The sequence below is a fragment of the Streptomyces sp. NPDC004327 genome (assembly GCF_042873935.1).
Taxonomy (GTDB): Bacteria; Actinomycetota; Actinomycetes; order Streptomycetales; family Streptomycetaceae; genus Streptomyces.
Genome location: NZ_JBIAME010000001.1, coordinates 782,541 through 808,819, shown reverse-complemented (window position 1 = coordinate 808,819; position 26,279 = coordinate 782,541). Strand labels below are relative to the sequence as shown.

Here is a 26,279-nt window from a genome sequence, read left to right as displayed (position 1 = left end):
GTGCGTCAGATCGTTCGCAGGCCCTGCAGCAGCACGTCGAGGCCGCGGTCGAGGAGCGCGAGGTCGACGGTCAGCGGTGGCAGCAGCTTGACCACCTCGTCGTCGCGGCCGCAGAGTTCGACGATCAGCCCCTGCTCGAAGGCGTGGCGCTGCAGCCGGTCGGCGCGCAGCGGGCCGCCGGAGGCGCCGAGGTCGATGCCGAGCGCCATCCCGCGTCCACGCGTCACCACGTCCTGTCCCAGCTCGTCCAGTTCGCCGCGGAACCGGTCCAGGCGTTCGATCGCGGCGGCGAGGTGGGTGTGGAAGGAGTCCTGCCGCCACAGCTCACAGGCCGCGGTGGCGGCGACGAAGGCCGGCTGGTTGCCACGGAAGGTCCCGGTGTGCTCACCGGGCTCCCAGGCGTCCAACTCGCGCTTGAAGAGCACCATCGACAGCGGTAGCCCATAGCCGCTGAGCGACTTGGACAGCGTCACCACGTCCGGGACGATCCCTGCGTGCTCGAAGCAGAAGAACCGGCCGGAGCGGCCGCAGCCCGCCTGGATCTCGTCGAGGATCAGCAGGATCCCGTGCCGCTCGGTGAGTTCGCGCAGAGCCCGCAGCCACGCGCTGCTCGCCGGGTAGACACCGCCCTCCATCTGCATCGGCTCAAGGATCACCGCGGCCGGCAGGTCGACGCCCGAGGACGGGTCGGCGAGCAGCCGCTCCAGGTATCCGATCGAGTCGAACGGGCCCTGCGGACCGTCCTCGTAGGGGATGAACGTGACGTCCTGCCCGCTGACCCCGCCCGCCCGGCGGGCCCGGCGACTGCCGGTCACCGCGAGCGAGCCGCGCGACATGCCGTGGTACGCGCCGGTGAACGCGACCACGCCGGTGCGGCCGGTGTGCTTGCGGGCGAGCTTGAGCGCGGCCTCCACGGCGTCGGTCCCGGTCGGGCCGGTGAACTGCGCCTTGTAGTCCAGCCCGCGGGGCCGCAGCACGGTGTCGGCGAAGGAGGTCAGGAACTCCCGCTTGGCCACGGTGTACATGTCCAGGCCGTGCGCGATGCCGTCGGCGGCGAGGTACCCGGAGACCCGGGCTTTGATGAAGTCGTTGTTGTGCCCGTAGTTGAGTGTCCCCGCGCCGCAGAAGAAGTCGATGAACGTCCGGCCGTCCTCGGCGTGCAGCTCGACGCCCTTGGCCCGCTCGAAGACGGCCGGGAACTTGCGGCAGTACAGCCTGACCTCCGACTCCAGCTCCTCGAAGATCTTGAACTCGTGTTCCGGCAACGGCTTCTGGCCGGTGTTCGGGGTGTCCTCGGCGATGTCCATCGGGTCCTCTCGGCAGGAATCGAACGCGCGGAGGACTGCTCGGGGCGGCGTCCGCGGGCGGAAGGAGGGTGGCCATGCCCGCCGGACGGACATGGGCAGGAGCAGCGTGCCGCGGGACCGCGGCACGGTGCCAGGGAACGAGTGGCAGGCTCGCCGCCGCGGCGCTGCGCGTTTGTCCCGGTCCGGTTTCCGGCGGCGGCGGCCGGCCCGGTCAGATCAGCCCGGTCCGCACGGCGTGCGCCACCGCGTGGGACCTGTTGTGCACCTGGAGCTGGCCCATCAGCTCGTAGATCACGTTCTTGACGGTGTGCTTGGAGCAGGACAGCATCCGGGCGATGGCCTCGTTGCCGTGCCCGTCCGCCATCAGCCGCAGCACCTCGATCTGGCGGTCAGTCAGCGGCGTGGCGCCCGCCCGCCGGCCGGGACCGGCCGGCTCGGGCGACCCGTTGAGCAGGCAGGCCAGCACCGGGTGGGAGAGCCGGCCCTCGCCGCGATGGGCCGAGTGGACGGCCGCGGCCAGTCGCGCCGGCGTCGCCTCGGCGGAGAGCAGCATGGCCCGCGCACCCGCCTTCAGCGCCCGCAGCACACCATGCCGGGACAGCGCGTCGGCCACCACCACCAACAGCCGCTCGCCGCTGCCCGGAAAGGCAGGCCGGCAGGCTTCGATCGCGCCCTCCACGGTGTCGCCGACGGCCACCAGCACGTCCCGCGACGACGGCTCCGGCGCACGGACCGGACGGAGCCCCGCGACCGTCAGCTTGGCCTCCACCATCGCTCGCGCCCCCGCGTCGCTCGATCGCACCCGCACTCTGGGTCCCTCGGTGGGGAGGACCGCCGCCGTCGCGTTCACAGCAGGCCCGCCCGCAGGGCGAAAGCCACCGCGTGTGCGCGGTTGCGCAGTCGGAACCGCCGGGTCACGTCGTACACCACGGTGGTCACGGTGCGGGACGAGTAGCACAGTTCACGCGCGATCTCCTCGGTCTCCCGGCCGTCGGCGACCAGCCGCAGGACCGCCTGCTCCCGCTCCGACAGCTCCCACCCGGCCGGCGCCGCCACCCCGCCCGAAGGGCGGGTGCCGCCCCAGTGCTCGAGGAGCCCGTCCAGCAGGTCTGGCGGGAGCGTGCAGTCGCCCGCGGCGGCCGCCACGACGGTCCACGCCAGCCGCTCCACCGTGGCCTCGGATCGGCGCAGCAGTCCTCGGGTACCGGCCGCGAACGCCTGGACCGCGTCGTCGGCCGCGAGCTCCGTCGCGACCAGCACGACCTCCCGGCGCTGGTCCGCCTCCAGGGACGCCCGCACCGTGTCCATCACCTGCGGCGTCACCCGGTCCACCATGATGACCGCGACCTGCGCCGGCTCCCCTGGCGGCGCCACCGCGATGTCGCCGTGGCGCTGCAGACTGGTTCGCGCACCGGCCTCCAGCACCGGGTCCTGCGCGACGATGCTGACTCTCACCGGTTCGCCCATCGGCTCCTCCTGGGATCTGGCCCGTACCCGACAGGAAGAGATCATCGACCGGTGAGCGCCCGGTGACATCGGGTGAGGGCCCCCAGATTTTCCGACCCGGCCGCGGGCCGGACCGGCACGGACCTGCGCGGCCGCTCGCACCCGGCCCTCGCCGCCCGCCCGGCGCCGCCCACCGTGCGTACCGTCGTGCGCCGCACAGCCGCGCGGCGAACTGTCGTGCGCCTGTCAGAGCGCGCCGGGAGACATGCGGGAAACATGGGGGCGATGCCCCCATGACGGGCCGGGGTCGTTCGTCGTTCCGGACTCCAGGTCGGCGTCGACGTGGATACAGGTCGCGGTGGACCGCCCGTTGGGGCGCCCCGAGGGCGGGGCCGAAAGGCGAGGTCCGCCCGGCGAGCCGGGCGGACCTCCGTGTGCGCCGGGGTCCGCGACGCTCCGCAGTACCCGCGCGGCGGCGACGGGCACGCCCGTCGCCGCCGGTTGCCCTGAGCGAGGTCTGCGCCCCCGCACACGATCGCCTTCAGGTCGTCGACCCCTACCCGAGCAGCACGTGGCCGTCGCCCGGCCGGTGGGAGAGCGAGCGGCGCAGGTCGCGTGCCGCGAACGAGCGCTGCAGCCAGCGGTCCCGCCCGTCGTAGCGCGGGGTGAACTCGGTCCGGCCGTGCGCGGTCACCGAGTTGTCGACGATGGCCAGGTCGCCGGGGACGAGGTGGTGGGTGAGCGCGTGGCGGCCGAACAGGGACTGCAACGCGCGCAAGGCGGCTGCGGCCCGTTCGGTCAGTGGTTCGGTCGCCGCGAAGTCGACCACCATGTCCGGGTCGTCCGGCGCGCCGCTGAGCACGGCGTGCGGCTGCGGCTGTGTCGTCCGCGCCCCGAAGGACGGCGGCGGGCTGGTGACGAACTCGGGTCTGAACAGCACCTCGCGGTGGTCCTCACCGAGCAGCCGGTGGACCTGGCGGATGCACACGGTCCGCAGCCCGGCCACCCGTTCGTGGTCGGCCCGCAGGCACAGCAGCAGCACGTAGTCCGGCCGGTACGGGTGGAAGGCGTTCTCGGTGTGGAAGTCCAGCAGCACCGAGCCCTCGTTGCCCTGGAAGTCCTCGCTCCCCGGCACCGGCACGACATCCTGCACCATCGCGCCGGACTTCTCCGGGCGGAACGCGATGGGGTCGCCCAGCGCGCTGGTGACGAGCATCAGCGCGCCGGCCGGGATGGTCGCCTCCCGCTGGACGGAGCCGCTGATCATCGGCGTGTCGGGCAGCAGCTCCTGGTCCACCGGCAGGCCGCGGAGGAGCAGCGCCCCGGTGGGTCCCGAGTCGCGCCGGAAGGCCGAGAGGGACGTGCGCAGCGCCAGCGGCAGTTCGTGCCACCGTCGACCGGCCTCGCGCAGCCACCGGACGTCGTCGACGTGCCCGTCGGCCACCGGCAGCAGAGCCGCGGCGACCGCCGCCAGGGCCGGTGCGACGCCCGGGTCCAGCGCCACGCCCTGCGGCGAGTCGGCCGCGAGTACGGTCGGCATCACTTCACATCCCTCTTGCTCGTCGTGGTGTCGTTCTCGATCAGGCTGGTCAGTAGCTCGGCCACTTCGGCGACGTGGGGCGCGCGCAGGACACCGAGGTGGTTGCCGCTCACCCGGTGGACCTCCAGCCCCTCGGTGGCCAGTTCGGCCCACCGGGCGGTGAAGTCCGTGAAGCTCACCCCGACCGCGACCTCGTGTTCGCCGGCGGCCAGTTCGTCGCCGGCCAGCAGGTGCAGCCGGGCGGGGACGGGCGTGTGGCGGTAGTCGAGCCGGGTCTGCAGCAGTTCCCGCCAGACCCGGACCCGGGAGGGCCAGAACTGGTCCCCGGGCACCGGCGGGTCCACCTCACCCTCATCGATGATCTTGGTGAGGACGGCCACCGCCTCCTGCTGGAGTTCGCCGATCCGCTCCCCGCTCGCCTCGGCGAGCTCGGCCAGCACCGCCTCGGCGTACTGGAACCTGCGCACGAAGTCGTGCATGTTCTCCCGCTCGTAGGTGTCCAGAGCGGGATCCAGCAGCATGAAGGTGACGTCCTCGCCGGCTGCCTGCAGCCGCCTGACCATCTCACTGGTGATCTGGCTTCCCCCGCACCAGCCGAGCAGCCGGTACGGCCCGGTCGGGGCGATTCGCCGCAGTTCGGCCAGGTTGAGCTCGGCGATCTGCTCGACGCTCTCAGGGGCGGGGCACGGCCGGGTCAGCCCGGGCCACTCGAACGCGGCCACCGGCTGGTCGGCCGGAAGGTGCTCGGCGAGTTCGGCGAACCAGTGCGCACTGCCCGGGTGGATGCAGAACAGCGGAGGCTTGGTGCCCGCCCGGCGCAGCCACACGATCGAGTCCGCGGCCTGCGAGCCGGACGGGGTGTCGGCCCTCGCGTCCGTCACCGCGACGGCCAGTTCGGCCACCGTCCGGTGCCGGTAGAAGTCCTGGAAGGACAGCTGGTAGCCGTGCTCGGAACGGAGTTTGACGATCACCCGCATCACGGTCATGGAGTGCCCGCCGAGTTCGGCGAAGCTGTCGTCGATCCCGACCTCGGCCACTCCCAGGGCCTCTGCCCAGGCCCTGGCCAGGATGTTCTCCACGGCCGTGCGCGGCGCCCGGTAGGGCCGAGTGGTCATGGCCTCGTCGATCCGCGGCAGCGCGGCCAGGTCCACCTTGCCGCTCGGGGTCATCGGCAGGTTGTCGAGCACCAGGTACCTGGACGGCACCAGGTGGGCCGGCAGGTTCCGGGCCAGCCGGTCGCGCAGCGCAACCGGGTCGAGCTCGGTCCCGTCGGCCGGCACCAGGTAGGCGGCCAGCTCCCGCTCGTGGCTCGGTGTCGTGTGCACGCGCACGGCCACCTCGCGCAGTTCGGCCTCCCGGCGCAGCGCGGCCTCGACCTCGCCCGGCTCGATGCGGAAGCCGCGGATCTTCACCTGGTGGTCGACGCGGCCGGCAAACTCCAGCACCCCGTCCGCGCGATAGCGGGCCAGGTCCCCGGTGCGGTAGAGCCGCCCGCCGGGCACCGCGGCGTAGGGATCGGGCACGAAACGCTCAGCGGTCAGGCCCGGCCGCGCCACGTAGCCGCGGGCCAGTTGCGCGCCACCGATGTACAACTCGCCCACCACGCCTACCGGTACCAGCTCCATCGTCCGGTCGAGCACCCGCATGGTGGTGTTGGAGAACGGCCGGCCGATCGGCAGCACGCCCGCTTCGAGGTCGGCCGCGGTGCCTTCGAGGTGGGAGCAGCCGACCGTGGTCTCGGTCGGACCGTACTCGTTGTCCACCACGGTGTCCGGCGCGAACTCGGCCCAGCGGGAGACCTTCTCCCGGGTCAGCTCCTCGCCGCCGGCGATCAGCCGGCCCGCTGCGGTGCGCAGACCCTGGGGAGACAGCGACTGGTTGAGCAGGGCGAGGTGGGAGGGGGTCAGCTTGAGGATGCCGAACCCGCCCTGCTCCAGCGCCGCGACCAGGGCGTCGATCCCGGGCGTCCCGTCGTCCTCGACGAGCGTGACCGGCTGGCCGGACAGCAGGGTGGGGAACATCGAGGTGACCGGCAGGTCGAAGGCCATCGAGGAGTACAGCGGTGCGCCCGTGCCGCCCAGCGGGGTGTAGCCGCCCAGGCACCAGCAGACGTAGTTGACCACGTTGCGGTGCTCGATCATCACGCCCTTCGGCGTGCCGGTCGAGCCCGAGGTGTAGATGACGTAGGCGAGCGTGTCCGGTGTGGCGATCCGCCCGAGGTTCTCGGGCGACTGGTCGGCGACCGCCGTGTCGGCGTCGACCAGGTACCGCTCGGCCGGGCAGTCGGCGAGCAGACCGGTCAGCTCGCTCTGGGTGACGACCACCCGGGCGTCGGTGTCGGCGACCAGGGCGGCCTGCCGCTTCGCCGGGTGGGCCGGATCGAGCGGGAGGTAGGCGGCGCCGGCCTTGAGCACGGCGAGCAGAGCGATCACCAGCTCCGGTCCCCGGCGCAGCAGCACGCCGACCCGGGACTCCTGGCCGATGCCGAGCGAACGCAGGTGCCTGGCCAGGCGGTTGGCCCTGGCGTTGAGTTCGGCATAGGAGACGGTCGTGCCGTCGGCGCACCGCAGCGCGGTCGCCTGCGGAGTGCGGGAGACCTGGTGCTCGAACAGCTCGTGCAGGCACAGCTCGGGGTAGGCGGTGTCGGGGCCGGCGGCGAAGGAGAGCAGCAGGGACCTCTCGCGCTCGTCCACGGCGCTGTGACGGGAGTCGCCGGCCGGGTCGGCGGCCATGCTCTCCAGGACCGTGCGGTACAGCCCGGCCAGCCGTTGCCCGTTGGCACGGCTGATCCGCTCGGGCCGGCCGGAGACGTACAGCACGCCGGGAAAGGTCCACACGTCCAGCCCGAACTCGTTCGGGCTGACGTCCACGACCTTCGCGGACTCGATCGGCCGGGTGTCCAGGACGTGGAAGTCCAGGTAGGTGAAGGCGATGTCGACCAGCGGCGTGCCGCCGCCCCACTCGCGCTGCATCTCCGGCAGCGGGAACCGGCGGTGCGGCCAGGCCGCCACCTCGGCGGCGAAGACCTGGCCGACCAGCTCGGTCCAGGTCGCCCCGGTCAGCTCGACCCCCAGCGGCAGGGTGTTCAGGTGCATGCCGCGGACCAGGTCGCCGCCGTCGGTCTCCAGCCGCCCGTTGCAGACCAGGCCGGTGTGGAAGCGGTCGCTGCCGCTGAGCACGCTGAGCACCTTCAGGTGCGCGGCGAACAGCACGCTCTTGAGCGGGGCCCCGGCGGCGGCCGCCAGCCGGCGCAGCCCGGGCTCCAGATCCTCGAACAGCACCGTTGTCCGATATGGCGACTCCCCGGCTTCCGGCGCGGCGGCCCAGGCCACCGGCAGCTCGACCCGGTCGAATCGGGAGACCTGCTCGCGCCAGAACGCGCGGTCGTCGGCGGACGCCAGGGAGCGCTTCTCCAGGGCGATGTGGTCGGCGAAGCGCACGGTGTGCGCGCCGGGAGCGGCCGCCTCGCGACCGTCCCGCAGCGACCGGTAGTCCGTCATCAGCTCGTCGAGCAGCGAGTGGTGGCTCCAGCCGTCGAGGATGGCGTGGCACTCGATGAAGGAGAAGGTCCAGCGGTCCTCGGCCGTCTGGTGCACGTGGAAGCTGAGCATCGGCGCCCGGCCGAGGTCGAAGGGGCTGCGCCGGGTGTCCGCGGTGAACCTCCGCAGCGCCTGCTCGGTCTCCTCGGCGCCGAGCGTGCGGAGGTCGTCGTAGCCGACCTCGATGGTGCCCTCGGCGTGCACCAGCTGGAGCGGCTCGGAAAAGCCGGTGAGATCGAAGCTGGTGCGCAGGATCTCGTGCCGGCCGGCCAGCAGCCTCGCCGCCTCGCGCATCGCGGGCAGCGAGAACGGCGCGTCGTCGAGGAACGGGAACAGCGTGATGTTGTGGTACGGGCTGTCGTCCTGGTCCGAGACCATCTGGTAGGCCATGGCCGCCTGCACCATGGACATCGGGTAGGCGTCCACCAGGCCGGCCGGCAGCTTCGTCCGGTCCTGCGGCGTCAGCAGGGCGAACGGCTCGACCCGCTGCTCCTCCACGCCGGCGGCGTCCGCTGCCGCCGCCTGTGCACTCGCCGACTGCGCGAACCGGGCGAGGGCGGCCACGCTCTGGTGCACCAACAGGTTCTGCACGGTCAGTTCGACCCCGCGCCGGCGCAGCGCTCCGACCACGCGGATGGCGCGGATCGAGTCGCCGCCCAGGGCGAAGAAGTTGTCCTGCGCGCCGACCCGTTCGAGCCCGAGCACGTCGGCCCAGATCTCGGCGACGGTCCGCTCGACCGGGGTCCTGGGCTCGATGTACTCCTCGTCGGCCCGGGCCCGGTGCGCGTCCGGATCGGGCAGCGCCCGGCGGTCGATCTTCCCGTTGGCCGTCACCGGCAGCGTGTCCAGCGGGACGAAGAGCGCCGGGACCATGTAGGCCGGCAGGACCCGGCCGAGGTCCTCGCGCAGCCGGGCCACGTCGATCCGGCGGCCGGCCGCGGCCGTGAGGTAGGCGACCAGCCGCGCCTCGGGTTCGCCGCTGCGCCGGTGGGCGAGCACCACGCTCTTGTCGACGTCCGGGAGCCGGCCGAGGGCCGCCTCGATCTCGCCCGGCTCGATCCGGTGCCCGCGGATCTTGACCTGGTCGTCGGCCCGGCCGAGGAACTCGAGGTCGCCGCCCGGCCCGAAGCGCGCCACGTCGCCGGTGCGGTACATGCGTGCCCCCGGATGCGTCGCGTACGGGTCCGGGCCGAATCGCTCCGCGGTCAGCGCCGGGCGGCCGAGGTAGCCGCGGGCCAGCCCGGGGCCGGAGACGAAGACCTGGCCGGGCACGCCGGCCGGCACCAGGTTGAGGTCGTCGTCCAGCAGGTAGACGCGCAGATCGCGCAGCGGCCGGCCGATCGGGCTCGGGCGCGTCCCGGCCGCCTCGGCCGCGTGCAGCGGGCGGTAGGTCACGTGCACGGTCGTCTCGGTGATCCCGTACATGTTCACCAGGAGCGGGCCGCTGTCGCCGAACCGGGCGAACCATGGCTCCAGCTCGGCCACGTCGAGGGCCTCGCCGCCGAAGACCACGGTCCGCAGCGCAAGGGCGTCCGGCCGCAGCCCGGCCTCGCCCACCGCCTCGGCCAGCACCCGGAAGGCCGAGGGCGTCTGGTTGAGGACGGTGACCCTTTCGGCGACCAGCAGTTCGAGGAAGTCCTGCGGGGAGCGGGAGACGGCGAACGGCACCACGACGGCGCGGCCGCCGTGCAGCAACGCCCCCCACAGCTCCCAGACCGAGAAGTCGAACGCGTAGGAGTGGAAGAGCGTCCACACGTCGGTGGCGCCGAAGCCGAAGTCGGCCTCGCAGGAGCGCAGCAGCCGCAGCACGTTGGCGTGGGTCACCGGCACGCCCTTCGGCCTGCCGGTGGAACCCGAGGTGTAGATGACGTAGGCGACGTTGTCCGCGCCCGCGCCCGCGGCGGGGGCTGTGTCCGGCCAGTCGTCCGCCGGGGCGTCGGGCGACACCGTGGCGACCGCGTCACCGGCCGGCTCCCGGCCGACCACGACGGACACCCCGGAGTCGGCCAGGATGTAGGCCAGTCGCTCGGCCGGCTGCCCCGGGTCGAGCGGCAGGTAGCCGGCCCCGGACTTGAGTACGCCGAGCAGGGCCACCACCAGGTCGAGGCCGCGCTCCAGTCGGACGCCGACCAGCTGGTCCGTCCGCACGCCCAGCGAGCGCAGCCGGTGGGCCAGCCGGTTGCTCCTCGCGTCGAGCTCGGCGTAGGTCAGGTGGGCGCCGGCGCAGCTCACCGCGACCGCGTCGGGGGTGCGCTCGGCCCAGCTCCGGAACACCTCGGGGATGCTCTGCCGGACCGGCTCGGTGGACCCGGTCCCGGCCCAGTGGGTGAGCAGCTGCTCGCGCTCGGGAGCGGTCAGCAGCTCCAAGCGGCTCACCGAGTGCTCCGGCGCGGCGACGACGCCCTCCAGCAGCCGCAGGTAGTGGCCGGCCATCCGCTGGATCGTCGCCGGGTCGAACAGCGCGGTGGCGTACTCCAGATGGCCCACCATCGAGCCGTCCGGCCGCTGGACCAGACCGAGACTGAGGTCGAACTTCGCTGTTTCCCAGTCGACCGGCCGCTGCTCGCCGCCCAGACGGGCGGGCGACCCGGCCGGCTCGGCGTCCACCAGTTGGAAGGTCACCTGCACCAGCGGGGTGCGGGAGGCGTCCCGTTCCGGCGCGAACTCCTGGACCAGCAGCTCGAACGGGGTGTCCTGGTGCTCGAAGCCGCTCAGCACGTCCTCGCGCACCCGGGCGAGCAGCTCCACGAAGGACGGGTCGCCGGACAGATCGATGCGCTGAACAACCGTATTGACGAACAGGCCGATCAACTCGTGCGTGTCGGGGTGGTTGCGCCCGGCCACCGGGGTGCCGACCGCCACGTCGCTCTGCCGGCAGTACCTGCCGAGCAGCAGCTGGAAGGCGGCCAGTGTGACCATGAACGGCGTCGCGCCGTGCTCCCGGCCGAGCCGGACCAGGGCCTCGGCGAGCGTCACCGGCAGCTCGAAGGAGATCTCGGCGCCGGCGGCGTCGCGCACCGGCCCGCGCGGCCGGTCGGTCGGCAGGCGGAGGGGCTCCAGTCCGGACAACTTCGATCGCCAGTAGGCGAGTTGTTCGGCGAGCCGGGGGCCGGAGAGCCGTTCGCGCTGCCAGGCGGCGAAGTCGGCGTACTGCACCCGCAGCGGGGGCAGCGGGGAGGGCAGACCGGCCGCGAAAGCCGAGTACAGCCGGTCCAGTTCAAAGAGCAGGACCGACTCCGACCAGCCGTCGGAGGCGATGTGGTGCAGGGTCAGCAGCAGGGCGCACTCGTCGTCGGCCAGGCGGACCAGCAGCGCCCGGACCGGGCGCTCGCCCGCCAGGTCGAACGGCCGCTCGCCGGCCTCGGCCACCAGCTCGGCGAACCGCTGCTCGGCGGCCTCCCGGTCGCTGCCGGACAGGTCGACCCGGGTGAAGGCGACGGCGCCGGGCGCGTCGATCACCTGCAGCGGCTCGTCGTCCACCGTCACGTACCGGGTGCGCAGCACCTCGTGCCTTGCGACGATCTCGTCCAGCGCACGCCGCAGCGCCTCCACGTCCAGCGGGCCGGGCAGCCTGAGCTGCAGCGCCATCAAATATTCGGTGCCGCCCGGCTTGATCTGGTCGAGCACCCACAGGCGGCGCTGCGCGAACGACGGCGGCAGCTCGCCGTCTCGGCTCACCGTGGCGATCTCGTCGCTGTGCTTCGCCTTCGTCAGGCCGCGCAGGCGCCGCTGCAGCAACTCAGCGCGGGCAGTGGAGCTCGTGCTCATCTGGGCCTTCCTGTGTTTGCGGTGGTCAACCTGGAATTCGGGGGTGGGCTGGGCCTCAGCCTGCCGGGTCGGCGGTCGGCGTGGGCAGAGTCACTACGGCACACTTCGCGCGGCTGTGACTGCGCGCGTGACTGCCGGTCCTTCTCTGCTCCCGGTCGTTCGCGCCCGCGCAGCATCGGCGCATGACAAATAAGGTGCAACCGCTGCGGCGCAACCGGGACTTCCTGCTGCTCTGGCAGGGCGCGGTGGTGTCCGAACTCGGTTCGAACGCCACGACGGTGGCCTATCCGCTGCTGGTCCTCTACCTCACCGGCTCGCCCGCCAGCGCCGGGTTCACCGGGTTCGTCGCGCTCCTGCCGCAGTTGCTGTTCCAGCTCCCGGCAGGCGCGCTGGTCGACCGGTGGAACCGTCGACGGGTGATGATCTGGTGCGACGTCCTGCGCGGCCTGGCCATCGGCAGCCTGGCCCTCGCCATGGCTGCCGACCGGCTGGTGCTGGCGCACGTGCTGGTCGTCGGGTTCATCGAGGGCACGCTCACGGTGTGCTTCAGGATCGCCGAGGCGGCGGCCGTGACCACCCTGGTGGACCCCTCGCAGTACGCGCTCGCGCTCTCCCGCAACGAGGCGCGCACCCGGGGCGCCGTTGTGTTCGGCCAGCCGCTCGGCGGTCTGCTGTTCGGGCTCGGCAGGGCGATCCCGTTCCTCTTCGACGCGGTCAGCTACGCGGTGTCGCTGACCACGCTGCTGATGATCAGGAAGGACTTCCGGGCCGAGCCGGCGGACCGGCCGGGTCGGCTGAGCACCGAGCTCGCCGCCGGGATCTCCTGGCTGTGGAACCAGCCCTTCCTGCGCGTGACCACCCTGCTGGTCGCGGGCAGCAACCTGCTGTTCCAGGCGCTGTTCCTGGCCGTCATCGTGATCGCCCGCGCCGACGGCGGCTCGTCGGGCGCGGTCGGGGTGATGTTCGGCGTGGCCGCGGTGGGCGGGGTGCTCGGTTCACTGGCCGCGCCCGCGCTGGAGCGACGGCTGTCGATGAAGACCGTGGTGATCGGGGCGAACTGGGCGTGGGCGCTGGTGGTCCCGGTGCTGCTGGTGGTGCACGACCCCTATCTGATCGGTGCGGTGTACGCACTGATGTGCTTCGTCGGCCCGGTGTGGAACGTGGTGGTAGTGGCCTACCAGCTCGGAGTGACACCGGATCGCATTCTGGGCCGGGTGCAGGGCGCGGCAGGCATGATCGCCTTCGGAGCCATCCCGCTCGGCTCGCTGATCGGCGGTCTGCTGCTGCGCTGGATCGGTGCCGGTGCCACGGTGGCGGTGCTGTCCTGCTGGATGCTCTTTCTCGCGGTGGCCGCGAGCGTCAGCCCCGCGATCCGCAAGGCGCCGAGCCTGGCCGACCTGCACGCGGCGGAACCCGTGGTGGCGGCCGGCTGAACCACCGTGCGATGCCCCGCTCGTCGTCGGTGACGAGCGGGGCTCATCGCCGTCCGGCGCGGGGTCAGGCGGTCCCGGTCATCGCGCACCCCCCTCGGAGAGCAGCCCGGCGACCTCGTCGTCCGTCAGCTCGGCGATGTCGTCCTCGACGGCCTTGGACACCACCTGCGCGAGGGCGGCCACCGTGGTCGCTTCGAACAGGCGGCGCAGCGGGAGCTCGACCGCGAACGCCGTCCGGATCCCCGCCAGGACCCGGGTGGCCAGCAGCGAGTTGCCGCCGAGGGCGAAGAAGTCGTCCAGCACCCCGATCCGCTCCACACCGAGCAGCTCGCTCCAGATGCCCGCCAGCGCCTCCTCGACGGGGTCGCCGGGCGCCTGGTACTCCCGCCCGCCGTCCACGCCGGCCGACACCGGATCCGGCAGCGCCTTGCGGTCGACCTTGCCGCTCGGCGTCAGCGGCAGGTCCGCCAGCGCCACCCACAGTGACGGGATCATGTACTCCGGCAGCAACTCCAGTAGGTGCGACCGGAGTTCGCTGATGTCCGGCACGGTGTCGCCGGGGCGGGCCACCAGGTAGGCGGCCAGCCGGCGGTCCCCGGGCAGTGGCTCGGCGGCGATGACGACCGCCTCCTGCACCGCGGGGTGTGCGGCCAGTGCTGCCTCGATCTCACCGAGCTCGATCCGCAGCCCGCGCACCTTGACCTGACGGTCGATCCGCCCGAGGAACTCGATGGCGCCGTCCGGCCGTCGGCGGACCAGGTCACCGGTGCGGTAGAGCCGCTGCCCCGGTTCGGCGGCCAGCGGGTCCGGCACGAAGCGATCGGCGGTCAGGGCGGCCCGGCGGTGATAGCCACGGGCCAGCCGCACCCCGCCCAGGCAGAGTTCACCGGAGACCCCGACCGGTACCGGCCGCAGGTCGGCGTCCAGGACGTGGGCCCGGGTGCCGGCGACCGGCCGTCCGATCGGCAGGGCGGCGGACTGCTGCCCGGGCGGCGGGGTGCCGCCCACCGGGTGCAGCAGGCAGGTGACGGTCGCCTCGGTCGGCCCGTAGTTGCACAGGAACCTTCCGGGCAGGCCGCTGTCCGCCCAGCGCTCGGCATCGGCCACGGTGACCACGTCGCTGCCGACGTTCATCAGCTTCAGCGAGGTCAGCCGGCCGAGCTCGGGTGACTCCAGCATCGCCCGGTAGTAGGCGGGGGTGATCTCGACGATCGTCACCTCGTGCTCGGCGAGTCGGGCCGGCAGTTCGGCGGGGGTCCAGAAGACCGGGTCGCCGACCACGACGGTCGCGCCGGCCACCAGGGTGGCCGCGATCTGGTCCATGGCGACGTCGAAGGTGAGGGCGGACAGCAGGACAACCCGCTCGCCCGGCGCGATGCCGTAGGCGTCCGCGATCACCCGGCAGTGCTGGGCGTAGGACCGGTGCTCGATCATCACCCCCTTGGGACGGCCGGTGGAGCCCGAGGTGTAGATGACATAGGCGAGGTTGCCGGGACCGGCCTGCGCGGGCAGGTCGGCGGAGGAGCCCTGCCCCGCGGCCTCCTCCTTGGCCAGCACCAGCAGCCGCCCACCGCCGCCGCCGAGCCGGTCGGCGAACTCGGTGGAGGTGACCACGACCTCGGCGCCGGCGTCGGCGAGCATGAACTCCAGGCGCTGCGCCGGATGCCTCGGGTCGAAGGGGACGTAGACCCCGCCCGCCTTGAGCACCGCCAGCAGCACCACGACGGCCTCCGGGCTGCGCTCCAGGCACGAGCCGACGACCGTCTCCGGTCCGACCCCCAGCGCGCGCAGCCGGCGGGCGAACCGGTTGGCCCGCGCGTTCAGCTCCGCGTAGCTGATCCGCTGGTCTCCGAAGACCACCGCGATCGCGTCCGGCGTCTGCCGGACCTGGTGCTCGATCAGCTGGGGCACGCACAGCCCGTGCTGCTCGGCGGGGTCGAGCGCGGCCAGCCGGTCCCCGTCCGGGTCGGGCCAGACGGTGAGCAGGTCGTGCTGCTCGGGGGCGGTGAGCATCGCGAGGGCGCTCAGCCGTGCGTCCGGGGCATCCACGATGCTGCGCAGCAGGGTCAGGTAGTGTCCGGCCAGCCGCTCGACGGTGGCCCGGTCGAACAGCGCGGTGGCGTACTCGAACCAGCAGCGCAGCCGCCCGTCGCCGTGCTGGGTGACGCTCACCGTCAGGTCGAACTTGGCCACGGCCGGGCCGATCTCGACGCTCTCCACGGCCGCCCCGCCGAGCGCGGTCAGGTCCCCCTCCTGGTGCTGGAGCTCGAACATGATCTGGAACAGCGGGTTGCGCGAGAGGTCGCGGTCCGGCTTCAGCGCGTCGACCAGGTGCTCGAACGGCACGTCCTGGTGGCTGAACGCCTCCGCGGACACCCGGTGCACCTGTTCGAGGAACTCTCCGAACACCGGGTCGCCCGCCAGATCGGAGCGGATCACCAGGCTGTTGGTGAAGAAGCCGACCAGCTCCTCGGTCTCCGGCCTGGTCCGCCCGGCCACCGGGGTGCCGACCGCGACGTCGTCGAGACCGGTGTAGCGGCCGAGCAGCACCTGGAACGCGGCCAGCATCAGCACGAACGGTGTCACACCACGCCGTCGCGCCAGCTCCGCGACCTCCTGGGCCAGCGCCTGCGGCAGTTCGATGTCGAAGAGGTCGCCGCGTGCGTCGCGGACGGCGGAGCGCAGCCGGTCGGTCGGCAGCTCCAGCGGCTCCAGTCCGGCCAGCCGCTCACGCCAGTAGTCGAGCTGCCCCGCCGTCTCGCCGGCGGACTGCTGACCCCGTTGCCAGGCGGCGAAGTCCGCGTACTGGACGGCTTGCGGGCGCAGCGGTGACGGCTCGCCGGCGGCGAGCGCGCGGTAGGCCTGGTCCAGGTCGCGCAGACACAGGCCCATCGACCAGGCGTCGAAGGCGATGTGGTGCAGGGTCAGCACCGCCAGGTGCTCCTCGGGCGCGGTCCGGACCACCGTGACCCGCAGCGGCCACTCGGCCGCCAGGTCGAAGGCCAGGCCGGCGGCCTGGGCCAGCAGTCGCAGCGCCCGCTCCTCGGCCTGCGGCGTACCGCTGAGGTCGACCAGCTCGAAGGGGACCGGTCCCGCAGGGTCGATCACCTGCCGCGGGTTGCCGTCGTCGGCGAGGTAGCGGGTCCGCAGCACCTCGTGCCGGGCGACGACGGCGTCCACCCCCAGCCGCAGCGCCTCTGCGTCCAGCGGGCCGCGCAGGCGCAGCGCCACCGGGACGAGGTACTCGTCGCTCCCCGGCTCCAGCTGGTCGAGGAACCACATGCGCTGCTGGCCGAAGGAGAGCGGCAGCTCCCCGCTGCGCGGCACCGGCCGCACGCCCGGCCCGTCACCCTCGGAGCGGGCGGCGTCGATCCGGGCGGCCAGCGCGGCGACGGTGCGGGCGCTGAACAGCTCGCCGACCGTCAGCTTGACGCCGAAGTCCCGGCGCAGCCGCAGGACCAGCCGGATGGCCACCAGGGAGTGGCCGCCGAGCGCGAAGAAGTCGTCCTCGGCACCGACTTGCCGCACGTCGAGGACCTCGGCCATCAGTGTGGCGACTGCGGCCTCCGCCGGGGTGCGCGGGGCGATCCACTGCCCGCCCGCCGGTCGGTCCCGCTCCTCGGGTGAGGGCAGCCGCTGCCGGTCCACCTTGCCGCTGGGTGTCAGCGGCATCGTGTCCAGGAACAGCACGACCGAGGGCACCATCGCCTCCGGCAGACGGGCCGCGAGGTGGGCACGGATCTCGTCCGTTCCGGCCGGCTCGCCGTCCCCGTCGCCGTCCGCGAGTACGACGTGGGCGAGCAGTTCGAGGTCGCCCGCCGTCGAGCGGCGGGTGGTCACCGCGGCGGCGGTGACCGAGGGGTGCGCGGTCAGCACGGCCTCGATCTCACCCGGTTCGATCCGCACCCCGCGCACCTTGACCTGCTCGTCGACGCGGGCGACGAACTCCAGAGCGCCGTCCTCGCGGCGGCGCACCAGGTCGCCGGTGCGGTACCAACGTTCGCCGGGTCCGGCCGCGAACGGGTTGGGGGCGAACCGCTCCGCGGTCAGCGCGCCCTGGCCCAGGTATCCGCGCGCCAGGCCGATCCCGCCCACGCACAGCTCGCCCGGGACGCCGACCGGCACCAGGGCGTCGTCGCGGTCCACCACATAGGTCCGCACACCGGTCAGCGGGTGGCCGATCGGCACGATGCCCTCGCCCCCGCCGCCCTCGTAGCGCCAGGCGGTGGAGTCGATGGCGCACTCGGTGGGGCCGTAGGTGTTGAACACCTCGGCGTCGAGCACCGCGCGCAGCCGCTCGCAGAGTTCGGCCGGCAGCGGCTCGCCGGCCGAGCACACCAGCCGCAGCGAGGCGCAGTCGGCCAGTTCGGGCTCGGCCAGCAGCAGCCGCAGCACCGAGGGCACCAACTGCAGGACGGTGACGTCGTGTTCAGCGACCGCCCGGATCATCACGGCCGGGTCCCGGTGTGCCTCCTGGGGGGCCATCACCACGGTGGCGCCGCAGACCAGCGGCGAGAGGAACTCCCACATCGCCGCGTCGAAGCCGATCGTGGTCTTCTGCAGGAGCCGGTCGCCGGCGCCGAGCCCGTACCGTTCGACCGACCAGAGCACCCGGTTGCGGATCGCGGCATGCGGGATCAGCACCCCCTTGGGCCGGCCTGTCGAGCCGGAGGTGTACATCACGTAGGCCCCGTCGGTGTCCTGGACGGAGGGCGGTTCGGCGTCGGGGGCCGGGGCGTCGCCCGTCGGTCGGGCCTCGTCCGGTGTCACCACCCGCAGGTCGGCCGGCAGCCGCTCCCGCAGCGACTCCTCGGTCAGCACGACCTCGACGCCGGCGTCGGCGACCATGTACGCCAGCCGGTCGACGGGGTACTCGGGCGCCAGTGGGACGTACACGCCGCCCGCCGTCAGCACCGCGAGCAGGGCCGTGACCAGGTCCGTGCCGCGGTGCAGCGCCACCCCGACCGGCGACTCACGGGTGACCCCCCGGGTGCGCAGGTGGAGCGCCAGGCGCTGTACCCGGTCGGCGAGTTCGGCGTAGCCGATCTCCTGGTCCCCGGCCACCACCGCCACCGCGTCCGGGGTCGCACGGGCCTGGGCGCGGAACAGCTCGGGGAGCGAGAGTTCCGACGAGGCGGCGTCGGTGCGGTTCCACTCCTCGAACTGCCCCAGCTCGGCCTCGGTGAGGATTTCCAGCCGGTGTACGGGGGCGTCCGGCCGGTCTGCGATGTCGCCGAGCAGCCGTAGCAGGTGCTCGGCCATCCGCGCGATCCGGGGGAGCTCGAACAGGGAAGTCGGGTAGATCAGCCGGCCGTCCACCGAGCCGTCGGGGCGCTCGGTGAGGTGCAGGGAGAGGTCGAAGGCGGAACTGGGCGTCGCCGTTTCGTCCGCGGTGACCTCCAGCCCCGTCAGCTGGAACGGTTGCGGCGCGACGGTGTGCAGGGCGAAGCCCACCTGGAACACCGGGTTGCGGGAAAGGTCCCGCTCCGGCGCGAGGTCGGCGACCACCCGCTCGAACGGCACGTCCAGGTGTTCGTGGGCGTCCAGGACCGTCTCGCGGACCTGCGCCAGCAGAGCGGTGAAGGACGGGCCGCCGGACAGGTCGGCGCGCAGCACCACGGTGTTGAGGAACATGCCGATCAGCTGTTCGAGAGCGGCCGGCTCGCGACGGGACACCGACACCCCGACCGCCACGTCCTGCTGCCCCGAGTGGCGGGCCAGCAGCACCTGGAAGGCGGCGAGGTAGACCATGAAGGGCGTCGCGCCGCGGCGCCGGCCGAGTTCGGCCAAGCGCAGGGCCAGCTCGCCCGGCACGGTGAAGGTCAGGTCGGCCCCGGTCGACACCCACTGGTCCGGTCGCCGGTGGTCGGTGGCGAGCTCCAGTGGTTCCAGTCCGGCCAGCCGCGCGCGCCAGTAGGAGCGCTGGCTCTCGATCTCCTCGCCGGCCGCCTCCCAGCGGTCGCGCTCCCACTGGGCGAAGTCCGCGTACTGCAGCGTCGGCGGCTCCAGCCGGGACGGCCGGTCCGAGCGGAACGCCTCGTACAGGTCCTGCAGTTCGCGGGCGAGCACGGACCAGGACACGCCGTCGAAGGCGATGTGGTGGACGGTGATCAGCAGGGCCGCGTCGTCCGGCCCGAGCTGCACCAGCGTCAGCCGCCAGGGTGCCTGTGTGCGCAGGTCGATCGGGGTCGTCAGTTCGGCGTGGCCCAGCTCGCGCAGACGCGCGTCCCGGTCGGCGGCCGGCAGCTCGCGCAGGTCGACCGGGCGCGGCTCCACCGGCGCGGGTTCGTCGACGATCTGGACCCCGGTGCCGTCCACGGTGCCGTAGCGGGTGCGAAGAATCTCGTGCCGCGCGGAGATCCGCGAGAGTGCGGCCGACAGTGCGCGGGGGTCCAGCGGGCCGCGTAGCCGCAGCATCTGGTTCGACAGGTACTCGGTCGAGGCGCCGGACCGGAGCTGGTCGACGAACCAGAGCTGCTCCTGGGCGAAGGACAGGGAGTATCCCGCCTCATCGGTTGCCATCGGAGGCCTCCCCGAGCGCGTCGAAGGATTGGCCGCCCGCGGCCGCGGCCGACCAGGGCTCGGCCATGGCCACCGCGATCTTGCGTGGACCGGTGAACGGCTCACGGCCATGGGCCGTCAACATGTTGTCCACCACCAGCACGTCGCCGAGCTGCCAGTCGAAGCGGCGCTGCTCGGCGCGGTAGCACGCGCGCAGGTGCGCCACGACCTCGTCGGGGATGGGCGCCCCGTCGCCGTAGTACGTGTTGGTCGGCAGATCCTCCTCGTCGTACATCTCCCGCAGCCCGGCGCACACGTCGGCGGCCAGCGTGCTCACGTGGAAGAAGGCGAGGTGGTTGAACCAGACGGTCTCGCCGGTGACCGGGTGCCGGTGCACCGCCCGGCGCCGGGCGAGGGTGCGCAGGCCGTTCTCGCCGGTCCACTGCGGCTCGATGCCGTTGCGGGCGCAGTACCGCTCCACCTCGGCACGGTCGTCGGTGTTGAACGCCTGCTGCCAGGGCACCCCGAAGCCGTCGGTGAAGTTACGCACGACCATCCAGCCGCGGGCGGCGAACTCCTCGCGCACCGCGGGGTCGATCGACCGGTGGACGCGGCGGGTGTCAGCGAGCGGCGTCGCGCCGAGGGTGTCCGGTGGGCGCACGCAGGAGAAGAACAGTGTGAGCGGCCAGTCGGCCTGGTAGGAGTTCTCGTTGTGCAGGAAGATCTCCTCGGCGGGCGGGTAGTCCGTGGAGGTGTACACCTGCCCCTTGATCGTGCTGCGGGGCGAGGAGCGTTCGGCATAGGCCAGCGGTTCCCCGGACACCGCCCGGACCACGTCGGCGAACGCTTCCACCCCGCCCACCTCGAATCCGCGCAGCAGGACTGCGCCGTGCTCCAGGAGCCGTTGGCGGATCAGCGGACGGGCGGCGGGCAGGACGTCGGCCACCGGTGTGCCCGGCGCGTCCGCCGCCAGGACGAACGGGAGCGCCGACTGCGCGGTGGGCTCCCGTTTGTGATCCGCAGGGGCGGACGGGGCGGATGGATGCGCGGTCATCGGATACCTCCATGGAGAACCCTGGCCTCGGCCGAGGGAGGAGACGGATTCCCTGCGGAACGGGGCAGGGAGAGGTGGTCCACGGGCAGCTCGGGCCGCGTGGTGGCGACATCGACGAAGGCGTGAACGCCGCGGTCGGCTCGCGTGGACGACGACCGCGCAGACCGGACCGGCCGGCGGTCGCGCGGGGATGTCCAGCGCGCTGACCACCGCCCATCGGGTGTCCTACCGGCGCAGCCGGCGGGTACCCGGCAGGGGGAGCGCGACCGCGGCGGACAGCTCGGGGTAGCCGGGAAGCGCGGCCGCCAGTTCGGCCACCGTCGAGTGGTCGAAGAGCGCCCGTACCGGCACCTCCCGGCCGGTCGTCCCGCGCAGTCGCAGGGTGATCCGGCCGGCCAGCAGGGAGTGGCCGCCGAGGTCGAAGAAGTTGTCGTGCGCGCCGACCCGCTCCACTCCGAGGACCTCACGCCAAGCGCTCGCCACCGCCCGTTCGCCTTCGCTGCGCGGCTCGACGAACTCGTGTGCGCCGCCGTCCGGTTCGATCAGCGGCAGCAGCCGCCGGTCGAGCTTGCCGTTCGGGGTCAGCGGGAGCCGGACAAGGGTGGCCCAGGCGCTGGGGACCATGTGCTCGGGCAGCAGACGGCGCGTCCAGGCGCGCAGGTCGGCGGGATCCGGGACGGCGTCGGGGTCGGCGGGCACGAGGTGGGCGGTGAGCCGCTCCTGGCCCGGATCGCCCTGAACGGCGGCCGCGGCGTCGGCGACCAGTGGGTGCTCCCGCAACGCGGTCTCGACCTCGCCGAGTTCGATCCGGTGCCCGCGCAGCTTGACCTGGTGGTCGCTGCGGCCCAGGTAGGTGACGGTGCCGTCGGGGTTGCGCCGGGCCAGGTCCCCGGTGAGGTAGAGCCGACGGCCGGGGTGGCGGGGGTCGGGGTCGGGAACGAAGCGCTCGGCGGTCAGCGCGGGGCGGCCCAGGTAGCCGCGGGCCAGCTGGACGCCGGCCAGGGCGAGCTGACCCGGGACGTTCAGCGGCTGCGGCGCGAAGTTCCGGTCCAGCACGTGCACCCGGGTGTTGGCGACCGGGGTACCGATGGTGACGTGCTCGCCGGGCGGGCACGCGGTGGCCGTGACGTCGATGGAGGCCTCGGTCGGGCCGTAGAGATTGTGCAGCTGGACGCGTCCGGTGGCGGGGTGCCGGTGGAAGGCGGCGGCGAGGTCGTCGGGCAGCGCCTCGCCGCTGCACAGCACCAGGCGCAAGGACTCCAGCGGGGTGCCGGGGGGCAGCGCGGTCAGGAACGCCCGGAGCATGGCGGGGACGAAGTGCAGAGCGGTGATCCCATGACGGCTGATGGTCCGGGCGAGGTACTCGGGGTCGCGATGGCCGTCGGGCCGGGCGACGACCAGGGTCGCGCCGGTCGTCAGCGGCCAGAACAGTTCCCAGACGGAGACGTCGAAGCTGTACGGCGTCTTGTGCAGGACGTGGTCGGTCCCGGTGAGCCCGTAGGTGTCCTGCATCCAGCGCAGCCGGTTCACGACGCCCTCGTGGGGGGTGACCACGGCCTTGGGCCGGCCGGTCGAGCCCGAGGTGTAGATGACGTAGGCCGGGTGCAGCGGGTCCACCCGGGTCGTGGCCCCGGCCCCCGCCGGGGTCTCCGCTCCGGTCTCCGCGAGGGCGGCCTCCTCGTCGACCAGCAGGACCTGAGCCCGGTGCGGCGGCAGGGTCGCGGCGAGCTCGGTGGTACTCAGCACCACCGGGGCCGCGGAGTCGTCCAGCATGTAGCCCAGGCGCTGGGCGGGGTATCCGGGATCCAGCGGCAGGTAGGCGCCACCCGCCTTGAGGACGGCGAGCAGCGCCACCGGCAGCTCCAGGCCGCGGTGCAGACAGACGGCCACCACGCTCTCCGGACCCACTCCGGCGGCCCGCAGCCGTCGCGCCAGCTGCTCGGCGCGGGCGTCCAACTCGCGGTATTCGAGCTTCTGTTCCTCGAACCGCACGGCCACGGCCGCCGGGGTGCGGGCGGCCTGCCGCTCGACCAGGGCGTGCAGCGCCTCGCCCTTCGGGTACGCAACCGAGGTTTCGTTCCACCCCTCAAGCAGGCCGCGCTCGCGCTGCGAGAGCAGCGAAGTCCCCGTCACGACGGCCTTCGGATCGCGGGCGACCACGCCCAGGAGCGTGGTGAAGTGCTCGGCCAGCACCGCCATGCTCTCCCGCTCGAAGAGCGCCGTGGCGTACTCGACCACGCCCGACAGCGAACCGTCGGACTGCTGGGTGAGTTGCAGCATCAGGTCGAACTTGGCGCTGTGCCAGGGCGTCGTCAGCGCGGTTGCCCGCACCCCGGCCCCGCTGAACTCCGCGGCGGTGTCCGAGTCGTGCAGCGAGAACATGGTCTGGAACAGCGGGTTGCGGGACAGGTCGCGCGCGGGGGCCAGCTCGTCCACCAGCCGCTCGAACGGCACGTCCTGGTGGGCGTACGCTCCCAGTGCCGTCTCCCGGACCCGGTCGACGGCCTCCTCGAAGGTCGGCTCACCGGACAGGTCGGTGCGCAGCACCAGGGTGTTGACGAAGAAGCCCAGCAGGTCCCGCACCTCGGCCCGGGCGCGGCCGGCGACCGGGGTGCCCACGGTGACGTCGGCGCGGCCGGCGTGCTGGGACAGCAGCAGCTGGAACGCGGCCAGCAGCACCATGAACGGTGTCGCGCCCCGTGACCGCCCCCAGGCGATCAGCGGCTCGGCGATCTCGGCCGGCACGGTGAACGGCAGGGTGGCGCCGGCCGGGTCGAAGGCCGCCGGTCGGGGCCGGTCGGTGGCCAGCTCCAGCGCGGTGGATCCAGCCAGCTTCTCCCGCCAGTACCCCAGTTGGCCCGAGAGCACGGTGCCGGAGTGCGCCTCGCGCTGCCATGCGGCGAAGTCCGCGTACTGAACCGGGAGTTCCGGCAGCGGATCGGGCCTTCCGTCAGCGAACGCCTGGTAGAGCGCGCCGAGTTCGGCGGCCAGCACGCCGATGGACCAGCCGTCGAAGGCGATGTGGTGCACCATCAGGACCAGCGCGTAGTGCTCCGCGGTGAACCGGACCAGCCGGACCCGCAGCGGGCCCCGGTCGCCGAGGTCGAACGGCGTGCGGGCCTGGCGCTCCACGAGTTCGTCCAGGCGGCTTGCCCGGGCGTCTGCTGGAAGCTCGCCGAGGTCCACTGTCTCGAAGTCCAACTCGTCCGAGGAGAACACGACCTGACCCACCTCGTCGCCGACCGCCAGATAGCGGGTGCGCAGCACCTCGTGCCGCGCCACGACCCGCGCCAGCGCGGCGCGGAGCGCCGCGACGTCCAGCGGTCCGCGCAGCTCCCACCCGACCGGCACCACGTACTCGGTCGTGCCCGGGCGCAGGCTCTCCACCAGCCAGATCCGCTGCTGGGCGGACGACAGCGGCAGCGGCCGGTTCCGCGGCACCCGTGGGATCGTGTCGGAGGTCCGGGCGCTGCGGCCACCCGCGCGCAGCAGGCTCTCGAGCAGCGCCTGCCGCTGATCGGTGGGGCTTTGCGAAGCGGGACCGGTCAGGGGTGTGCTCATCCCTCACGCACCTGAGACAACATGGACTCCACCTCTGTGTCGGATAGTTGCGCGACATGCTCGGCGATCGCGCGATGGACCTCCTCGCTGAGCAACGCGACGGTGGGCGCTTTGAACACCACGTTCACGGGGAGGTCGACGGGGAAGCGCTCCTGGAGCAGCACGGTGACCTGGGTGGCCAGCAGGGAGTTTCCGCCCAGCCCGAAGAAGTCGTCGTGCACGCCGATCGCGGCCACCTTGAGCAGTTCGGTCCAGACCTCGGCGACGGCCTGCTCGACGGGTGTGCGCGGGGCAAGCCCCGGGCCGTCACCGCCGGCCACCGGCGCCGGGAGCGCCGAGCGGTCCAGCTTGCCGTTGGGCGTCAGCGGGAACTCCGTCAGCCGCACCCAGGCGGTGGGGACCAGGAAGTCCGGCAACCGTTCGCGCAGATAGTCCTGCAGCTGCCCGCCGGCCGCCGGGCCGAGGGTGTCCGATAGCACGTAGCCGACCAGTTGCTTGTCCCCGTTCGGGGTCGTCCGGACGGCGGCCGCGGCCCCTCGCACTTCGGGATGATTGCCCAACACGATCTCGATCTCGCCGAGTTCGACGCGGTGGCCGAGGATCTTGACCTGCTGGTCGCGCCGGCCGAGGTAGTGCAGCACGCCTTCGGCGTCCCGACTGGCCAGGTCCCCGGTCCGGTACAGCCGGGCACCGGGTTCGGTGCCGAACGGGTCGGGGACGAAGCGCTCGGCGGTGAGGGCCGGCCGGCCGAGGTAGCCGCGGGCGACCCCCGGGCCGCCGATCAGCAGCTCCCCGGGCACCCCGGGCGGCGTCTCTTGGTACGCCTCGTCCACGACGTACGTATCGGTGCGGACGATGCCGCCGCCGATCGGGATGTGCCCCCTGGTCTCGGCGACGGTGACACCGCGCCGGGCGCAGCTGAACGTCGTGCACTCGGTCGGCCCGTAGGCGTTGACGACCTCCACGCCGAACTCAAGCACCGTCCGCACCTCGGCTGGCGGTGGCGTGTCGCCGCCCACCAGCACCTGGCGCACCGCCGCCAGCGCACCGGGGCGGGTGCGCACCACGTGCTGGAACAGCCCGGCGGCCATGAACAGCACAGTGACACCGTGGCGCCGCACCGCCTGCTCGATCGAGGCCGCGGTCGGCACGCCCCGCGGGAGCACGGCCACCCTGGCACCGTTGCACAGCGCGCCCCACAGCTCGAAGGTCGAGGCGTCGAAGGACAGCGGGGCGAGCATCAGCATCACCTGCCCCGGATCGAGGTCCGCGTAGTCGGCCTCGTGGACCAGCCGCATGATGTTGCGATGGGTGACCTCGACCCCCTTGGGGCGGCCCGTGGACCCGGAGGTGTACATCACGTACGCCAGGTCGTCGGGCCGGGCCCCGGCCGCCGGCGTACTGGTGGGCTGCTCGGACGCGGCCGACCAGTCCCGGTCCATCAGGACGGTGTCCAGGCCTGGGGCGCCGGCGAACCGGTCGGCGAACTCCGGCTGGACCAGCAGCAACCGGGCGCCGGAGTCGGCGAGCATGAACTCCAGCCGCTCGGCCGGGTAGTCCGGGTCCAGCGGCAGGTAGTGGCCGCCCGCCTTGAGCACGCCCAGCAGCGCGACCAGCACCTCCAGGTCCCGTTGCGCGCACACTGCCACCGGGACGCCGGGCCGCACGCCGCGCCCGCGCAACAGGTGGGCCACTTGGCCGGCCCTGGCGTCCAGCTCGGCGTAGGTCAGCCGACGGCCGCCGCACTCCAGGGCTACGGCCTCCGGCGCGTCCTTCGCCCGCTCGGCGAAGCGATCGTGCACGCACTGTTCGGGCAGCGGCGGCCTGGCGCGGCCAGCCTGGGTGCTCATGCGGGCCGGCTCTCCTGCTCCATGCGCCGGCGCAGGCTGAGCGGACGCATGTCGGTCCAGATCGAGTCGATGTGGTCCAGGCACGCCTGCCGGTTGCCCTCGGTGCCCTCCCGGTGCCAACCCAGCGGGACCTCCCGGTCCGCGAGCCAGATCGAGTACTGCTCTTCGTCGTTCCGGACCACGAGATAGGTGCGCCCGTCGGTGTCCTCGTCAGCCATTCCGCTCTCCTCCCGCTCGGCCGGCGCCTGTCTTCCGGCGTCCTGGTGGAAGCCTGTCTCGC

At 73.0% G+C, this 26,279-nt stretch carries 11 protein-coding genes; 1 reads left to right on the top strand and 10 read right to left on the bottom strand.

Features of this window, described 5'->3' with window-relative positions:
• Positions 1-5 precede the first annotated feature (5 nt).
• The 5 genes from ectB to ACFYU9_RS03410 form a co-directional block, all read right to left on the bottom strand.
• Complete coding sequence (gene ectB / locus ACFYU9_RS03430; protein WP_389218005.1) at positions 6-1,307, bottom strand: diaminobutyrate--2-oxoglutarate transaminase; 1,302 nt, start codon at positions 1,305-1,307, stop codon at positions 6-8.
• Between the two features lie 211 nt (positions 1,308-1,518).
• Positions 1,519-2,109 (bottom strand): response regulator transcription factor, encoded by a 591-nt coding sequence (locus ACFYU9_RS03425; RefSeq protein ID WP_389341934.1) that lies wholly within the window; start codon positions 2,107-2,109, stop codon positions 1,519-1,521.
• A gap of 44 nt (positions 2,110-2,153) precedes the next feature.
• Positions 2,154-2,774 (bottom strand): response regulator transcription factor, encoded by a 621-nt coding sequence (locus ACFYU9_RS03420; protein ID WP_389217999.1) that lies wholly within the window; start codon positions 2,772-2,774, stop codon positions 2,154-2,156.
• A 535-nt stretch (positions 2,775-3,309) separates the two neighbouring features.
• The gene (locus tag ACFYU9_RS03415; protein WP_389217996.1) at positions 3,310-4,293 is read right to left on the bottom strand and encodes a TauD/TfdA family dioxygenase; all 984 of its coding nucleotides are present in this window, start codon (positions 4,291-4,293) and stop codon (positions 3,310-3,312) included.
• Complete coding sequence (locus tag ACFYU9_RS03410; RefSeq protein WP_389341931.1) at positions 4,293-11,600, bottom strand: amino acid adenylation domain-containing protein; 7,308 nt, start codon at positions 11,598-11,600, stop codon at positions 4,293-4,295. Before ACFYU9_RS03410 ends, ACFYU9_RS03415 begins: the two co-directional genes overlap by 1 nt.
• A gap of 182 nt (positions 11,601-11,782) precedes the next feature.
• On the opposite strand from ACFYU9_RS03410, the gene ACFYU9_RS03405 reads away from it, so the two are divergent.
• Entirely contained in the window at positions 11,783-13,033 is a 1,251-nt protein-coding gene (locus ACFYU9_RS03405; protein ID WP_389217991.1) for an MFS transporter, read from the top strand.
• Positions 13,034-13,111: 78 nt separating this feature from the next.
• Here the strand turns inward: ACFYU9_RS03405 and ACFYU9_RS03400 are convergent, their stop codons facing one another.
• From ACFYU9_RS03400 to ACFYU9_RS03380, 5 genes are all read right to left on the bottom strand, one after another.
• Entirely contained in the window at positions 13,112-19,555 is a 6,444-nt protein-coding gene (locus tag ACFYU9_RS03400) for an amino acid adenylation domain-containing protein (protein ID WP_389341928.1), read from the bottom strand.
• A complete protein-coding gene (locus ACFYU9_RS03395; protein WP_389217985.1) occupies positions 19,542-20,588 on the bottom strand; it encodes a TauD/TfdA family dioxygenase in 1,047 nt (348 codons plus the stop codon). Before ACFYU9_RS03395 ends, ACFYU9_RS03400 begins: the two co-directional genes overlap by 14 nt.
• A gap of 225 nt (positions 20,589-20,813) precedes the next feature.
• Positions 20,814-24,149, bottom strand: a complete 3,336-nt coding sequence (locus tag ACFYU9_RS03390; protein WP_389341925.1) for an amino acid adenylation domain-containing protein — start codon at positions 24,147-24,149, stop codon at positions 20,814-20,816.
• A complete protein-coding gene (locus tag ACFYU9_RS03385; protein WP_389217979.1) occupies positions 24,146-25,999 on the bottom strand; it encodes an amino acid adenylation domain-containing protein in 1,854 nt (617 codons plus the stop codon). Before ACFYU9_RS03385 ends, ACFYU9_RS03390 begins: the two co-directional genes overlap by 4 nt.
• Positions 25,996-26,217, bottom strand: coding sequence for an MbtH family protein (locus tag ACFYU9_RS03380; protein ID WP_389217976.1), 222 nt, complete (start codon positions 26,215-26,217; stop codon positions 25,996-25,998). Before ACFYU9_RS03380 ends, ACFYU9_RS03385 begins: the two co-directional genes overlap by 4 nt.
• Positions 26,218-26,279 lie beyond the last annotated feature (62 nt).

Coding starts and splice junctions, on each gene's coding strand:
- ectB (WP_389218005.1), bottom strand. CDS start 1,307: ATGGACATCGCCGAGGACACCCCGAACACCGGCCAGAAGCCGTTGCCG.
- ACFYU9_RS03420 (WP_389217999.1), bottom strand. CDS start 2,774: ATGGGCGAACCGGTGAGAGTCAGCATCGTCGCGCAGGACCCGGTGCTG.
- ACFYU9_RS03415 (WP_389217996.1), bottom strand. CDS start 4,293: ATGCCGACCGTACTCGCGGCCGACTCGCCGCAGGGCGTGGCGCTGGAC.
- ACFYU9_RS03410 (WP_389341931.1), bottom strand. CDS start 11,600: ATGAGCACGAGCTCCACTGCCCGCGCTGAGTTGCTGCAGCGGCGCCTG.
- ACFYU9_RS03405 (WP_389217991.1), top strand. CDS start 11,783: ATGACAAATAAGGTGCAACCGCTGCGGCGCAACCGGGACTTCCTGCTG.
- ACFYU9_RS03400 (WP_389341928.1), bottom strand. CDS start 19,555: ATGGCAACCGATGAGGCGGGATACTCCCTGTCCTTCGCCCAGGAGCAG.
- ACFYU9_RS03395 (WP_389217985.1), bottom strand. CDS start 20,588: ATGACCGCGCATCCATCCGCCCCGTCCGCCCCTGCGGATCACAAACGG.
- ACFYU9_RS03390 (WP_389341925.1), bottom strand. CDS start 24,149: ATGAGCACACCCCTGACCGGTCCCGCTTCGCAAAGCCCCACCGATCAG.
- ACFYU9_RS03385 (WP_389217979.1), bottom strand. CDS start 25,999: ATGAGCACCCAGGCTGGCCGCGCCAGGCCGCCGCTGCCCGAACAGTGC.
- ACFYU9_RS03380 (WP_389217976.1), bottom strand. CDS start 26,217: ATGGCTGACGAGGACACCGACGGGCGCACCTATCTCGTGGTCCGGAAC.